14 protein-coding genes and 1 tRNA gene are annotated in these 14540 nt (G+C 71.4%); 7 read left to right on the top strand and 8 right to left on the bottom strand.

The window, feature by feature from the left end:
• Window positions 1–19: 19 nt before the first annotated feature.
• The 3 genes from mfd to OG494_RS43085 are packed head-to-tail and all read right to left on the bottom strand — an operon-like array spanning window position 20 to window position 5241.
• Window positions 20–3574: a transcription-repair coupling factor gene (gene mfd, locus OG494_RS43095; protein ID WP_328459198.1), complete on the bottom strand. Its 3555-nt coding sequence runs from the start codon at window positions 3572–3574 to the stop codon at window positions 20–22.
• A 24-nt stretch (window positions 3575–3598) separates the two neighbouring features.
• On the bottom strand, window positions 3599–4291 hold the full coding sequence (locus tag OG494_RS43090) for a hypothetical protein (protein WP_328448775.1): 693 nt from the start codon (window positions 4289–4291) through the stop codon (window positions 3599–3601).
• A gap of 29 nt (window positions 4292–4320) precedes the next feature.
• A complete protein-coding gene (locus tag OG494_RS43085) occupies window positions 4321–5241 on the bottom strand; it encodes an LLM class flavin-dependent oxidoreductase (RefSeq protein WP_328448773.1) in 921 nt (306 codons plus the stop codon).
• Between the two features lie 74 nt (window positions 5242–5315).
• Between OG494_RS43085 and OG494_RS43080 the strand changes: the two genes are divergently transcribed.
• Window positions 5316–6092, top strand: a complete 777-nt coding sequence (locus tag OG494_RS43080) for a helix-turn-helix transcriptional regulator (RefSeq protein WP_328448771.1) — start codon at window positions 5316–5318, stop codon at window positions 6090–6092.
• On the opposite strand, the gene OG494_RS43075 is transcribed toward OG494_RS43080, so the two are convergent.
• Window positions 6068–6556: a DedA family protein gene (locus OG494_RS43075; protein ID WP_328448769.1), complete on the bottom strand. Its 489-nt coding sequence runs from the start codon at window positions 6554–6556 to the stop codon at window positions 6068–6070. The genes OG494_RS43080 and OG494_RS43075 overlap by 25 nt on opposite strands.
• Window positions 6528–7124 (bottom strand): class I SAM-dependent methyltransferase, encoded by a 597-nt coding sequence (locus OG494_RS43070; RefSeq protein WP_328448767.1) that lies wholly within the window; start codon window positions 7122–7124, stop codon window positions 6528–6530. Before OG494_RS43070 ends, OG494_RS43075 begins: the two co-directional genes overlap by 29 nt.
• A 146-nt stretch (window positions 7125–7270) precedes the next feature.
• Here OG494_RS43070 and OG494_RS43065 point away from each other — a divergent pair, with 146 nt between their 5' ends.
• The 4 genes from OG494_RS43065 to OG494_RS43050 are packed head-to-tail and all read left to right on the top strand — an operon-like array spanning window position 7271 to window position 11134.
• A complete protein-coding gene (locus tag OG494_RS43065; protein ID WP_328459197.1) occupies window positions 7271–8374 on the top strand; it encodes a sensor histidine kinase in 1104 nt (367 codons plus the stop codon).
• Window positions 8371–9036, top strand: coding sequence for a response regulator transcription factor (locus OG494_RS43060; RefSeq protein ID WP_328448765.1), 666 nt, complete (start codon window positions 8371–8373; stop codon window positions 9034–9036). The genes OG494_RS43065 and OG494_RS43060 overlap by 4 nt, the downstream gene beginning before the upstream one ends.
• 45 nt (window positions 9037–9081) lie before the next feature.
• Window positions 9082–9933, top strand: a complete 852-nt coding sequence (locus OG494_RS43055) for an alpha/beta fold hydrolase (RefSeq protein ID WP_328448763.1) — start codon at window positions 9082–9084, stop codon at window positions 9931–9933.
• A gap of 16 nt (window positions 9934–9949) precedes the next feature.
• Window positions 9950–11134 carry a PQQ-dependent sugar dehydrogenase gene (locus OG494_RS43050; RefSeq protein WP_328448762.1) on the top strand — a complete coding sequence of 395 codons (1185 nt, stop codon included), beginning with the start codon at window positions 9950–9952 and terminating at the stop codon, window positions 11132–11134.
• 202 nt (window positions 11135–11336) lie between these two features.
• On the opposite strand, the gene OG494_RS43045 is transcribed toward OG494_RS43050, so the two are convergent.
• Window positions 11337–12059 carry an SDR family NAD(P)-dependent oxidoreductase gene (locus OG494_RS43045; RefSeq protein ID WP_328448760.1) on the bottom strand — a complete coding sequence of 241 codons (723 nt, stop codon included), beginning with the start codon at window positions 12057–12059 and terminating at the stop codon, window positions 11337–11339.
• A gap of 56 nt (window positions 12060–12115) precedes the next feature.
• Here OG494_RS43045 and OG494_RS43040 point away from each other — a divergent pair, with 56 nt between their 5' ends.
• Window positions 12116–12508 (top strand): NUDIX hydrolase, encoded by a 393-nt coding sequence (locus tag OG494_RS43040; RefSeq protein ID WP_328448758.1) that lies wholly within the window; start codon window positions 12116–12118, stop codon window positions 12506–12508.
• 73 nt (window positions 12509–12581) lie between these two features.
• On the opposite strand, the gene OG494_RS43035 is transcribed toward OG494_RS43040, so the two are convergent.
• Window positions 12582–13175 carry a TetR/AcrR family transcriptional regulator gene (locus OG494_RS43035; protein WP_328448756.1) on the bottom strand — a complete coding sequence of 198 codons (594 nt, stop codon included), beginning with the start codon at window positions 13173–13175 and terminating at the stop codon, window positions 12582–12584.
• Window positions 13176–13268: 93 nt separating this feature from the next.
• Window positions 13269–14234 (bottom strand): acyl-CoA desaturase, encoded by a 966-nt coding sequence (locus OG494_RS43030; protein ID WP_328448754.1) that lies wholly within the window; start codon window positions 14232–14234, stop codon window positions 13269–13271.
• 201 nt (window positions 14235–14435) lie between these two features.
• On the opposite strand from OG494_RS43030, the gene OG494_RS43025 reads away from it, so the two are divergent.
• Window positions 14436–14507, top strand: a tRNA-Gln gene (locus OG494_RS43025).
• Window positions 14508–14540: the final 33 nt, after the last annotated feature.

The raw sequence follows: 14540 nt of genomic DNA, 5'->3' as shown, positions 1-14540 counted from the left end.
GACCGGACGCCCGTTTCCCTTACACCGCCGCCGGTTTCTTCGTCAGCTGCGTCAGCAGCTTGGCGCACCAGCCGAGCAGTTCCTCGTCGCGCAGCGTCGGGGCGCCGATGCGGCCGCCCGCCGCGCCTTCCGTGGGCTTCGGGACCGACACGGTGTTCGTCACGGCCTTGAACGTCGCCTTCGGGTACAACCGCTTCAACCGCACCATCTGCGAGTCCTGCAGCGGCAGCGGTGCGAACCGGATCGTGTTGCCCTGGACGGCCACCTCCGTCACGCCCGCCTCGCGGCAGGTGTGCCGGAACCTCGCCACCGCCAGCAGGCGGTTGACCGGCGCCGGCGGCTGGCCGTAGCGGTCGATCAGCTCTTCGCGCACCGCGTCCAGGCCTTCGGTGTCCGGCGCCGCCGCGATCTTGCGGTACGCCTCCAGCCGCAGCCGCTCGCCCGGGATGTAGTCGTGCGGCAGGTGCGCGTCGATCGGGAGGTCGACGCGGACGTCGGCCAGCTCCTCGTCTTCGGCCGGCTCCGCGCCCGCGTGCCGGCGGAAGGCGTCGACCGCTTCGCCGACCAACCGCACGTACAGGTCGAACCCGACACCCGCGATGTGCCCGGACTGTTCCGCGCCCAGGATGTTGCCCGCGCCGCGGATTTCGAGGTCCTTCATGGCGACGGCCATGCCCGCGCCCAGTTCGGTGTTCTGGGCGATCGTCGCGAGCCGGTCGTGCGCGGTCTCGGTCAGCGGCGCTTCCGGTGGGTACAGGAAGTACGCGTACCCGCGCTCACGACCACGCCCGACGCGGCCGCGCAGCTGGTGCAGCTGCGCCAGCCCGAGCAGGTCACCGCGCTCGACCAGCAGCGTGTTCGCGTTCGAGATGTCCAGCCCGGTCTCGACGATCGTGGTGCACACCAGGACGTCGTACTCGTTTTCCCAGAAGCCCTGGATGATCTTCTCGAGCTTGTCCTCGTTCATCTGGCCGTGCGCGGTGACGACCCGCGCCTCCGGCACCAGCTCCCGGATGTGCCGCGCGGCCTTCTCGATCGAGGAAACGCGGTTGTGGACGTAGAAGACCTGGCCGTCGCGCAGCAGTTCGCGGCGGATGGCGGCGCCGACCTGCTTGTCGTCGTAGGAGCCGACGTAGGTCAGGATCGGGTGGCGATCCTCCGGCGGGGTCAGGATCGTCGACATCTCGCGGATGCCGGCCAGCGACATCTCGAGCGTGCGCGGGATCGGCGTCGCGGACATCGTCAGGACGTCGACGTGCGTGCGCAGCGCCTTGATGTGCTCCTTGTGCTCGACGCCGAAGCGCTGCTCCTCGTCGACGATGACCAGGCCGAGATCCTTGTAGCGGATGCCGGTCTGCAGCAGGCGGTGCGTGCCGATGACGATGTCGACCTCGCCGCCGGCGAGCTGCTCCAGGATGATGTCCGACTCGGTCTTGTTCGTGAACCGGGACAGGCCCTTGATCGTCACCGGGAACGAGCGCATCCGCTCGTGGAAGGTGTTGAGGTGCTGCTGGGCGAGCAGGGTCGTCGGGACGAGCACGGCGACCTGCTTGCCGTCCTGCACCGCCTTGAACGCGGCGCGCACGGCGATCTCGGTCTTGCCGTAGCCGACGTCGCCGCAGATCACGCGGTCCATCGGGACGCCGCGCTGCATGTCCGACTTGACCTCGTCGATCGCGGCGAGCTGGTCGTTGGTCTCGGTGAACGGGAAGGCGTCCTCCAGCTCGCCCTGCCACGGCGTGTCCGGGCCGAACGCGTGCCCGGGCGCGGCCTGGCGCGCGGCGTAGAGCTGCACCAGCTCGGCGGCGATCTCCTTGACCGCCTTCTTGGCGCGGGCCTTGGTGTTCTTCCAGTCGGAGCCACCCAGCTTGTTGAGCGTGGGCAGTTCGCCGCCGACGTACTTGGACACCTCGTCGAGCTGGTCGGTCGGCACGAACAGGCGGTCACCGGGGTGGCCGCGCTTGGACGAGCCGTACTCCAGCAGCAGGTATTCGCGGGTCGCGCCGGCGACGGTGCGCTGCACCATCTCGACGAACCGGCCGATGCCGTGCTGCTCGTGGACGACGTAGTCGCCGTTCTTGAGCGCCAGCGGGTCGACGGCGTTGCGCCGCCGCGACGGCATCTTGGTCGTGAGGTCCTTTGTGGACGTTCCGGCGCCGGCGCCACGGCCGGTGAGGTCCGCCTCCGACAGCACGACGAGGGCGCGCTCCGGCGAGACGAACCCTTCGGTGAGGGCGCCGCAGGTGACCGTGACCGTGCCGGGCGGGAGCGCGCCGGTGACGCCGTCACCCGCCAGGGTCGCCGGGACGTCGGCGCTCGACAGCTGCTCGACGGCGCGCGACGCGGTGCCCTGGCCGGCGACGACGAGCACCGCCGTGCCGCCCGCCGCGGTGTGCGCGCGCAGGTCCGCCGTCGCGCGCTCGATCTCGCCGCGGTAGGCCGGCGAGGCCTCCACCGAGACGCGGTAGACGTCCGGGTCTTCGCTGGTCAGCTGGCTCAGCGTCCACCAGGTGCGCTTGGTGTCCCGCGCGTGCGAGGCGATCCCGTCGAGCCCGCGGTAGGCGGACGAGCCGAGGTCGATCGGGGCCAGCCCGCCCGCCGCGGCCGTCGTCCAGGACGCTTCGAGGAACTCCTGGCCGGTGCGGACGAGGTCGGCGGCGCGGGCGCGGATCTTCTCCGGGTCGGTCAGCAGCACGTGGGTGCCGACCGGCATCGCGTCGGTGAGCAGCTCCAGCTCGCCTTCGCAGAGCACCGGGATGAGCGCTTCCATGCCTTCGACGGGGATGCCGTCGGCCAGCTTGGTGAGCATCTCGGACAGGTGCGCGTCGGCTTCGTACGTCTTCGCCAGCTCCGCGGCCTTGTCCTTGACCGGCTGGGTGAGCAGCAGCTCCCGGCACGGCGGCGCGGTGACGCGCGGGATCTCGCCGGGCAGCGACCGCTGGTCGGAGACGGCGAACGCGCGGATCTCGCTGACCTCGTCACCCCAGAACTCGACCCGGACCGGGTGCTGCGCGGTCGGGCCGAACAGGTCGAGGATGCCGCCGCGGACGGCGAACTCGCCGCGCTTCTCGACCATGTCGACGCGGGTGTAGGCCAGCTCGACCAGCCGTTCCAGCAGGCCCTCGAAGCTCTGTTCCTCGCCGACGACCAGGTCGACCGGGGCCAGCGAGCCCAGGCCGGGGGCCATCGGCTGGATCAGGCTGCGGACGGTGGCGACGACGACGCGCAGGTCGTCGGCCCCGGTCTTCAGCCGGTGGAGCACCTCCAGCCGCCGCCCGACGGTGTCGGCGCGGGGCGAGAGCCGCTCGTGGGGCAGCGTCTCCCAGGACGGGAAGTCGGCGACTTTCGCGGTGCCGAGCAGGGCGCCCAGCGACGCGGTCAGCTCGTCGGCCTCGCGGCCGGTGGCGGTCACGACGAGCACGGGTTTCCCGGCGCCGTCGTCGGAGGCGAGGGCCGCGGCGACGAGCTGCCGCGCGGCGATCGGCCCTTGGAGTTCGAGCAGCGGCGCACCGGCGCGCTCGACCACTCCGCGCAGGGCCGGGTCGGGAAGTATGGCGGTAAGGAGTCCGGACAGTGAAGCGTCGGTCACGGTCCCAGCCTACGTGCCACCCCCGACAGGTTTCCGGTCACCGCTGGCCGCGCGGGTGCTCAGGGCCCGGCGGTAGGCGGGCCGGGCCGGACCGTCGCGGAGTACCGGCGACGCCGGCCGGCCGGGCCGCGCGGCGGCCGGCTCGGGGAGGGTCGAGAGCCGCCGGAACACGTCCTCGGCCAGGTCGCCCAGCGCCCGGAGGTTGACCCAGGTGGCGTTGAACCGCCGGCAGTGCCCGGCGCGGCCGTCCCAGGGCTCCGGCGGGAGCCGCACGATCGGGCCGCCCTCCGCGTCGTCCAGCATGAAGTGGTGGGTCCGGCCCGGCCCGCCGACGCTGACCAGCCCGAAGTCGTGGACGAGCGAGCAGCGAAGGGCGTAGAGCGCCTCTCGTTCCGGCTCGCCCACTCCCGGCGCGAAGTACCGCAGCGCCCGGACGACCGGCGGGCCCGGCACCGCGGGCACCCCGGCCGGCCGGTAGGCGCTGCCCACCTGGTCGACCAGCATCAGGTAGCCGACGGCACCCAGCCAGTTCCCGCTCAAGGCGCCGCTGCCCGGCTCGATCCGGCCGGTTTCCGGGTTCCGGCCGGTCGCCTGCCGCGCCTCGCGCAGCACGGCGATCAGGCGGGACGCCCGGTGCGGTCGCTCGGCCGGCAGCCGGCACGCCACCGGCGTCCCCCGCTCGGACCAGTTCACCTTCGCCATGCCGATGAGTCGGCGCCGCCCCGCCCGCGTTACGAGGACCGCAGTTTCGCCGCCACCTCCGCCAGCCGTGGCAGCTGCTCGTCGAAGACCTTCGGCTCGGTACTCGCGATCCGCAGCAGCACGTGCTCCGCGCCGGCGTACTCGCGCAACTGCGAAGCCACCTCCGCGGCCGAGCCCGTGACCTGCATCTGGATCCGCTGGACGAAGTCCGCGGGCATGCCGTAGTTGCGCAGGCAGTACTCCTCCAGCAGCGCCGCCCCGCGCTCGGCGTCGTCCTCGACCAGGACGGTCGCGAACAGCGCCGGGGTGACCGGCCGCGACGCCGTCGCGCGGATCCCGGCCAGGCCCGAGACGTAGTCCGCCGGGTCGGGCGGGTACGGGAGCCAGCCGTCGTAGAGCCGGCCGGCGCGTTCCAGGGCCTGCGGGGTGTGCGCCGCGAGCCACACCGGCGGGCCGCCCGGGCGCGCGGGCGCCGGGAACACCGGCAGGGAGTCGTAGGCCAGCACCGGACCGTGGAACGACGTCTCGCCGCGCCACACGGCCCGCCACAGCGCCACGATGTCGTCCAGCCGCGCACGCCGGCGGGCCCACGGGACGCGCGCGAACGCGAACTCCGGCTCGCTCCGCCCGGTGAACCCGGCGCCCACGGCCAAGGTGAGCCGGCCGCCGCTGAGCAGGTCGAGGCTCAGCAGCTGGTTGGCCGTCTGGATCGGGTCGCGCAACGCCGGGAGCAGCGACGCCGTGCCGAGCGTGACGCGGGAGGTGCGCGCCGCGAACGCGCCGAGGATGGTCAGCGCGTCGATCGGGGCGCGGGCGAGCGTGTCGCCCACCCACACCGAGTCGAGGCCGAGGCGTTCGGCTTCGACGGCGGTCTCGACCAGTTCGGGCGCGGTCCGCCCGGCGTCGAGGATGGGCTGGTAGGTCGGGACGACCAGGCCGAATTTCGTCATGCCGCAAGCCTGTCCGCACCGGGGTATGGGCTCAATTCCTCGCGGGGAATGGCGCGGACCGCGATGATGGACGCGTGAACTTCGGAACGGCGCTCAAGGACTGGCGGATTCGGCGGCACCTCAGCCAGCTCGACCTGGCGTTGCGGGCCGGGACGACGCAACGGCACGTGAGCTTCATGGAGAGCGGGCGCTCGCTTCCCGGCCGCGGGATGGTGCTGCGGGTCGCCGAGTCGCTGGAACTGCCGCTGCGCGAACGCAACGGCCTGCTCTACGCCGCCGGGTTCGCACCGTCGTACCCGGAAACGCGGCTCGGTGACCCGGCGATCAAGCCGGTCCTCGACGGCCTGCGGCGGCTGCTCGACGGCCACCGGCCCTACCCGGCGATCGTCGTGGACCGCTACGGCGTGCTGGTCGCGAAGAACGACGCGTTCGGCCTGCTCACCGAGGGCGTCGCGCCGGAGCTGCTGGAAGAGCCGGTGGACACGCTGCGCCTCGCGCTGCACCCGCGGGGCATGGCGCCGCGCGTGCGCAACCTCGACGACTGGGCACGCCACATCCTCGAGCGCATCCGCAACGACCTCGCGCGCAACCCCGACGAACGGCTCGCCGCCCAGCTCGCCGAACTCGAGTCGTACCTGCCGCCGGCGTCCCCGCCGGCCCCGGACCACCTGGGCTTCGCGGTACCGGTCCGACTGTCCACTTCGGTCGGTGAGCTGCGGCTGATCACGGCGATCACGACGTTCGCGACCGCGGCGGACGTCACGGTGTCGGAGCTGAAGCTGGAGACGTTCCTGCCCGCGGACGCCGAAACCGCGGAAGCCCTGCTTCAGACGGCCGACGCCGTCAAGTGACCCACCGCTAGTTCCGCGCCCGCCCACAGGACCGCCGCGCCGGCGCTGCCCGCCGCGAACCGCCGGTACGGCATCGCCGCCGAGCCCGCGACGCGCGGCAGGACCGTCCGGACGCCGACCAGGCAGCGGCCGGCGATCACCGCCGGGACGCCGTAGCGCGCGACGGCCGCTTCCGCGCGGTCCCAGCGGTCCTGGCCGACGCGACGCGCGAGCCGCGGCCCCCACCGGCGGCCCTCCAGGTACGCGAGCTGGTCGCCGAGCACGGCGGCGGCCACCGCCACCGCGAACGCGAGTCCCAGCTGGAGCGTGCCGCGCTCGGCGAGGAACCCCATCAGCAGCAGCGTCGACCACGTCGGCAGCACGATTCCGGGCAGCAGTGCGGTTTCCGCCGCGATCACCAGGCCGCAGACCAGGTAGACGAGCACGGCGGGCGCGTCAAGCAGAGGCCGCAGCAGGCTGTCCACGCCGGGCCCTCCCCACGCTCACCGGCAGTGCCGCGCGGTAGACGAACGCCGGCGGCAGGTTCCCCCACACGACCGAAGTCCGCTCTACGACGGCGAAACGGCTTCGCAGCGACGCGGCGAAGCGGCGCGCGGGTGGCGTCCAGGCCGCGTGGGCGTACGCGAACGTCGTGAACCGGCCGTTCGCGGCGAGCGACGCCGTGACCGCGTCGAGGACGCGCAGCTGGCGGTCCGCGCTCATGGCCGTCCACGGCAGACCGGACACGACGACGTCGAAGCGCGCGGCGGTGAGGTGTTCCGCCGACCCCGTCACAACATCGACCTGCGGGAACCGGTCCCGGAGCGCGTCCGCGAAACGCGGGTTGATCTCTACGGCCGTCAGGCTCGCTTCGGGGCGAAGCAGCGCGAGGACGGCTTCGGTGAAGACGCCGGTGCCCGGCCCGAGCTCGGCGACGCGGGCCGCGCGTTCCAGGCCGAGGCCCGCCGTCATCGTCTCGGCGAGCCGCGGCGAACTGGCCGCGATCGCGCCCGTCAGCATCGGGTGGCGGAGGAATTCACTGGTGATCGACATGATCCCGACGCTAGGAACGGCCGCCGTGGCCGCGAATCCGCCGGATCGGCCGCTCGCGTCCTCCCGAGGGAGGACAAGGACGGACCGGCGGGATGACGCCACGGGCCCGGCACCCGCGTTACGTTCGGTCCGTGGAACGACTGGTGATGTGGGTGCGACGGCACCGGTGGACGGTGGACCTGCCGCTGTACGCCGTGTTCGTCTCCCTGGCGCCCAACTGGAACGGCGCCGCGCCGTGGACCATCCGGGCGATCCCGATGCTGTTCCTGCTGCCGCTGCTGGTGCGCCGCCGCTACCCGCGGCTCGCCGCGGCGCTGATCATCGCCGGGGCGACGGCGACCTACACGAACGAGATCTGGGCGTTCGACCGCGGCCGCGCCGAGCTGAGCATGGCCGTGGCGCTGTTCACCCTCGTGAAACTGGGCGACCGATGGGCCGGCGCGCTGATCGCCGCCTGCGTCGTCGTCCTCGACGTCATGTGGGGCTTCACCTGGGGCACGTACTCCGACAACCCGACCCTCACGATCGCCGGGACCCTTCCGCTGCACATCGCCGCCTGGGCGCTCGGGGAGTTCTTCCACGCCAAGGAAGAGCTCACCGCGGAGGAGGGGAAACGCGTCGACGCCCAGACCCGCGCGGTCGCCGCCGAGGAGCGCGCGCGGATCGCGCGGGAGCTGCACGACGTGCTGGCGCACAGCATGAGCGTGATCGTGCTGAACGCCGAGGGCGCGAAGCTCGCGCGGCACCGCGACCCCGCCGTCGTCGACCGCACGCTCGACACCATCGGCCGCACCGGCCGCGACGCGCTCGCCGAGCTGCGGCGGCTGCTCGACGTGCTGCACGCCGGCCAGGCCGCGCGCAGCCCGCAGCCGACGGTGGCGGAACTGCGCGAGCTCGTCGAGCAGTCCGGGCGCGCGGTCAGTCTCGACGTCAGCGGCGACCCGGGCGGCCTGCCCGCGAGCGCCGCGCTGCAGGCGTACCGGATCGTCCAGGAGGCCCTGACCAACATGATCAAGCACGCCCCGGCCGACGCGACCGGCCGCGTCGAAGTCGCCTTCGGGCCCCGCGAAACCCGGATCGAGGTGACGAACACCGGCGGCGACGACCCGCCTTCGCCGGTGCTGCCGTCGTCCGGGCGCGGGCTGGAAGGAATGCGCCAGCGCGTCGAGATGTACCACGGCGAGCTGACGACCGGGCCGCTCCCGGACGGCGGCTACCGGGTGCGCGCGAGCCTGGTGGTCGCGCCGTGAGCGTCCGGGTGCTGCTCTGCGACGACCAGGAACTGGTGCGGGTCGGGCTGCGGATGATCGTCGAGAGCCAGGACGACCTCGCCGTGGTGGGCGAGGCCGCGAACGGCGAGGAGGCCGTCGCGAAGGCCCGCGAGCTGCGGCCGGACCTGGTGCTGATGGACGTCCGGATGCCGGTGCTCGACGGCGTCACCGCGACCGGGCGGATCTGCGCGGAGCTGCCGGACGTGCGTGTCCTGATCATCACGACGTTCGACCTCGACGAGTACGCCTACGCCGCGTTGCGCGCCGGGGCCAGCGGGTTCCTGGTGAAGGACGCGCCGTCGGAGGAGATGCTCGTCGCGGTCCGCGGGGTGCTGCGCGGTGACGCGATGGTCTCGCCGTCGGTCACCCGCCGGCTGCTCGACCGCTACCTCGATCGCCTCCACGACGATCGCGACCCCGTGAACGTCGCGAAACTCGACGTTCTCACCGAGCGCGAGAAGGACGTCCTGGGACTCATCGCGCGCGGGCTGTCGAACGGCGAGATCGCCGGGAAGCTGTACATCGGCGAGACGACGGTGAAAACGCACGTCGGGCGGATCCTCGGCAAGCTGCGGCTGCGCGACCGGGTGCACGCGGTGGTGTTCGCCTACGAGTCCGGCTTGGTACGACCTGGGTCGTAACGCTCCCTATTTATCCACTTGATAGGGAAGGTTAGAGTATGTTGCATGACGATATACAAGTCGGAAGTCGGCGCGCGGCTGCTGCGCGAGCGCTACCTCGGCGTCCTCGAGGAGTGGCCCGTCCCCCACGAGCGGGTGCGTGTCCCGACGCCGGAGGGTGCGACGTTCGTGCTGGTCTCCGGCCCGGCCGAGGCCCCGCCACTGGTGCTGCTGCACGGCTCCGGCAGCAACTCCGGCGAGTGGGCGCCCCGGATGCCGGCGCTGGCCGGGCGGTTCCGGGTGTACGCCGTCGACGTCGTCGGCGAGCCGGGGCTGAGCGCCGAGACGCGACCGCCGATCGGCTCCGACCGGTACGCCGCCTGGCTGGACACCGTGCTCGACCACTTCGGCGTGGCGTCGGCGGCCTTCCTGACGTCGTCGCTCGGCGGCTGGCTCGGGCTCGACTACGCGACCCGGCGGCCCGGGCGCGTCACGGCGCTGGCCCTGCGGTCCCCGATCGGCCTCGGCCCGATGAAGAAGGGTTTCCTGGTCAAGGCCGTGCTGTGGGCGCTGCTGGGCGAGCGGGGCCGGCGGAAGTCGGTGGCCGGCGTGCTCGGTGACGCGAAGTCTCCGGAGGTCCTCGAGCACCAGCTGCTCGTGTCGGCGAACTACCGCTACCGCACCGGCCCGTTCCCGGCCTTCGACGACGCCACGCTGGCCCGGCTGACCATGCCGGTGTACGCCGTGGCCGGTACGGACGACGTCATGGTCGACTCCGCGACGACCAAACGGCGGCTCGAGACCTTCGCGCCGGACGCCGTCGCCGACCTCGTGCCGGGCACCGGGCACTACCTCCCCGGCGACGCCGACCTGGCGTTCCTCACGCGCGTGGCGGCGAACGGCGATTTCACCGCTTGATGGCAGGATGGGCCGTATGCGGCGTGCGCTGGGTCTCATCGGAGTGGTGTCCCTGCTGGTCACGGGCTGTTCGGGGGCTTCGAGCGCCCCTGTGCAGAGCGTCCCGCCACCCGCGTCCACACCGGCGGCGTTCAGCGGGAAGTTCAAGGTCGAGACGGTCACCGCGGGCCTCGAGCACGGCTGGGACATCGGCTTCCTGCCCGACGGCGGCATCCTCGTGCCGCAGCGGCCCGGCAAGCTCGCGCTGGTCCGCGGCGGCCAGGCCACCGAGGTGAAAGCCGACTTCTCCGACGTCCTCGTGCAGGGCGAGGGCGGGTTGCTCGGCATGGTGATCAGCCCGGACTTCACGACCAGCCGCGAGTTCATCACCTGCCAGGACCACCAGGAGGGTGGCAAGGCCGTCGACATCCGGCTGGTCACCTGGAAGCTGGCCGACGACGGCGGGAGCGCCACGAAGGTCAAGGACCTGCTCACCGGGCTGCCGGTCAACCCGAGCGGCCGGCACTCCGGCTGCCGCCCGACGTTCGCGCCGGACGGCGCGCTGCTGGTCGGCACCGGCGACACGGCGAAGTCGACCGTCTCGCAGGACCGCCACTCCCTGGGCGGCAAAGTGCTGCGCCTGGACGCGAAGACCGGGAAGCCGTTGCCGGACAACCCGTTCATCACCTCGTCGGACCCGCGCGAGCGGCTCGTCTACACCTACGGGCACCGCAACCTGCAGGGCGTGGCGATCCGGCCGGGCAGCGGCCAGGTCGTCACGGCCGAGCACGGCCCCACGTTCGACGACGAGGTCAACCTGCTGAAGCCGGGCGCGAACTACGGCTGGGACCCGGCGAAGGGCGGCACCGACCAGAGTTACGACGAGAGCGTGCCGATGACCGACCTCAAGCGCTTCCCGGACGCGGTGAGTCCACTGTGGACTTCCGGTAAGATCACCGAGGCGATCAGCGGCGACGCCTTCCTGACCGGCGCCCAGTGGGGCCCGAACGACGGCGCGCTCGTCGTGGTCGCGCTCAAGGGCCAGAAGCTGCTGCTGTACCACTTGGACCCCGCGGGCAAGGTCCTCGACGTCACGCTGCCGCCGGAGTTCGACGACAAGTTCGGCCGCCTGCGCGCGGTCCGCAGCGGCCCGGACGGCGCCCTGTACCTGACCACGTCGGATGGGACGAACGACAAGCTGCTCAAGATCACGCCCGCCTGATCATGCAAAAACCACGCCCAGCCGGTGCCGGGAACACTGTCGGAACGCGAGGCGATCGCGGAACATGGTGTGCACCAAGAGTTTTCGCCCGCCCCCGACGCGTGTTGGACGCGGTCCGAAGATAGCGTTCCCGCGGCAGCACCGCCGCCGGTCCCCGGGCGCCATCGCCGACCTGGCGCCCGGGGACCGGCTTCCAGCCGGATTATCCGAGGTAGGCCCCGCCGTTGACGTGCACGACCTGGCCGGTCACGTGCCCGGCGGCCGGGCTCGCCAGGAACGTCACCACGGCGGCGACGTCCGCGGGCGTGCCGGGACGTTTGTTCATCGTGTTCCCGACGAGCTGCTCGCGACGGCGGTCGCTGAGCTTGCCGTGGAAGAACCCGGTGTCCCCGATCAGTCCCGGCGCGACGACGTTGGCGGTGATCCCGCGCGAGCCGAACTCCTGGGCCACGCTGACGTTCCACGCCTCAACCGCGGCCTTCGCGGCACCGTAGGAACCGGCGCCGGTGTGGGCGGCGATCGAGCCGATCGTCACGATGCGAGCGTGATCGGTGAGCCGGTCGCGCAGGGCGTGCGTCACCAGCGCGGCACTGACCACATTGGACCGGAGGTTCCGCTCGAACGCGGCCGCGAACCCGGCCAGGCCTTCTTCGGCGTCGCCGGCGAAGTCCGTGTTGCCACCGGCGTTGTTGACGAGCACGTCGACCCGGTCCGGCAACTCACCCAGTGCGGTTTCGACGGCCGCGGGATCGGCCGCGTCGAAGACGACGGGACGCGCGCCGAGCAGCGTCGCGGCTTCGGTGAGCACCTTCTCGCGCCGTCCGGTGATCGTGACGCGGTCACCGGCCGCCGCGAACGCCGCCGCGACGGCGTAACCGATGCCCGTGCCGCCGCCGGTCACCACTACTTCCCTGCTGTTTCCCATGTCCCCGAACCTAGTGCTTAGGATCGGGTCATGACGAAGATCGATCCGAGCCCGGCATGATCGACAAGATCGCGTGGCTGCACCTGGTGGACGGCCGCATCCTGAGCACCCGTTCGCGCGGCAAGGACGTCTACTACCTTCCCGGCGGCAAGCGCGAGCCGGGCGAGACGGACGCGCAGACGCTGGTCCGAGAGGTCCGCGAAGAGGTCACGGCGTCGATCGCCGAGCCGACGATCCAGCCGGCCGGGGTCTTCGAGGCCCAGGCGGACGGCAAGGCCTCGGGTGTCGTGGTCCGGATGACGTGCTTCACGGCGGACTACACGGGAACGCTGGTCGCGAGCAGCGAGATCGAAGAAATCGCGTGGCTCGGCTACGCGGACCGCTCCCGGGTCTCCGCCGTCGACAAGATCATCTTCGACCACCTGCACGAGTCCGGGCAGCTGCGCTGAGCCCAAGTCCGTGAAGGCCTCCTTGAGGGACTCTGAGTCCCTCAAGGAGGCCTTCACGGACCTTCAGCAGGTGTCAGGTCAGCCGCAGCTTCGGCTTGTGCTCCAAGTGCGACAGCCCGTTCCAGGCCAGGTTCACCAGGTGCGCCGCGACCTCGTCCCGCTTCGGCTTCCGCGCGTCGAGCCACCACTGGCCGGTCAGCGCGACCATGCCCACCAGGGCCTGGGCGTACAGCGCCGTCAGTCGTTCGTCGTACCCGCGGGCCGCGAACTGCTGGGCCAGGATGTGCTCCACCTGGCTCGCGATGTCGTTCAGGACCGTCGAAAACGTGCCCGTGGAGCTCGCCACCGGGGAATCGCGGACCAGGATGCGGAAGCCGTCGTGGGAATCCTCGACGTAGGACAGCAACGCCGTCGCCGCCTGCTCGAGCATCACCCGGGGGTGGCCGCCGTGGAGGGTAGAGACCATGCGGTCCAGCAGCAGCTGGGTTTCGCGGTCGACGACCACGGCGTAGATGCCCTCTTTACCGCCGAAGTGTTCGTACACCACGGGTTTCGACACGTTGGCGCGGTGCGCGATCTCTTCGATCGACGTGCCGTCGAAACCCTTTTCGGCGAACAACGCCCGCGCCACGTTCAGCAATTGCTGACGGCGCTCGGTGCCGGTCATCCGGACGCGGGTCACCGGGGCGGCCGGACGTGCCCCGGTGACCTGCTCACGTTTTGAACGTCGTCTCCCCGCCACTCGCCGAACCCTACTTGCTCAGCTCTTCTCCGTGGCGATTCTGGCCAATCGCTGCGGGGTCGGCCAGCGCACGTCGTGCACCCAGCCGAACTTCTCGAAGATCCAGATCAGGCGTGCGGAAATGTCGATCTGGCCGCGCTTCACTCCGTGCCGTGCGGACGTCGGGTCGGCGTGGTGCAGGTTGTGCCAGGACTCGCCGAACGAGAAGATCGCCAGCGGCCAGAAGTTCGCCGACTTGTCGCGCGCCGCGAACGGGCGCTCGCCGATCATGTGGCAGATCGAGTTGACCGACCACGTGACGTGGTGCAGCACGCAGATGCGCACGAGCCCGGCCCAGAAGAACGCCGTCACGGCGCCCCACAGCGACCACGACACGAGCCCGCCGACGAGAGCCGGCAGCGCCAGGCTGACCAGGGCCCACAGCCAGAACAGGTCGTCGACCTTCTTGATCGCCGGGTCCTTCACCAGGTCCGGCGCGAAGCGCTCGGCGTTCGTCTGGTCGCGCTCGAACAGCCAGCCCATGTGCGCGTGCCAGAAACCCTTGGCGATGGCCCACGGCGAGGTGCCGAACGCCCACGGGGAGTGCGGGTCGCCGTCGCGGTCGGAGAACGCGTGGTGGCGACGGTGGTCGGCGACCCAGGTGATGACCGGGCCCTGCAGCGCGATGCTGCCGGCGATGGCCATGACCACGCGCAGCCACGGCTTGGCCTTGAACGAGCCGTGCGTGAAGTAGCGGTGGTACGACACGGTGATGCCGAGCCCGCTGATCGCGTAGAACACCACGAAGATGCCGACGTCGACCCAGCTCAGTCCCCAGCCCCAGGCGAACGGCACCGCGACGAGCAGTGCCACCAACGGCGCGATCACGCCGAAGTAGACCGAAAGCTGCACGCCGATCCCGCGGGTGCCTTCGGTGACAGGTTTGGGCCCCTTGGGAGCCGGCGGCTCCCCGGTGGGCTGCGAACGGTCGAGCGTGGCCGTCATACGCTTCACTTCTTCCTGGGAGGTGCCCCTACAAAGGGTTACCTAACCTACGATGCCGTAAGTTACGGTACAGGAGGTTCCGCCGGGTGGGGAGTGGCTGAACTCTCACCGGTACTTCGGACCCGGTTACCCCGCAGACGGGCGCGTAACGCATCCCCCGCGCGGACGACACCCGATCGTCGCTATCCTGACCAGGAGCAATCCGCCGTAGTGTAATCGGCAGCACTTCAGATTTTGGTTCTGACAGTTCAGGTTCGAATCCTGGCGGCGGAGCAGCGGAAACACCACAAGCCGAGTACCCCGAAC

Origin of the sequence: Amycolatopsis sp. NBC_00438 (genome assembly GCF_036026695.1) — a bacterium.
In the GTDB taxonomy this organism is placed as follows: domain Bacteria; phylum Actinomycetota; class Actinomycetes; order Mycobacteriales; family Pseudonocardiaceae; genus Amycolatopsis.
This window is presented reverse-complemented; position numbering and strand designations above follow the sequence as displayed.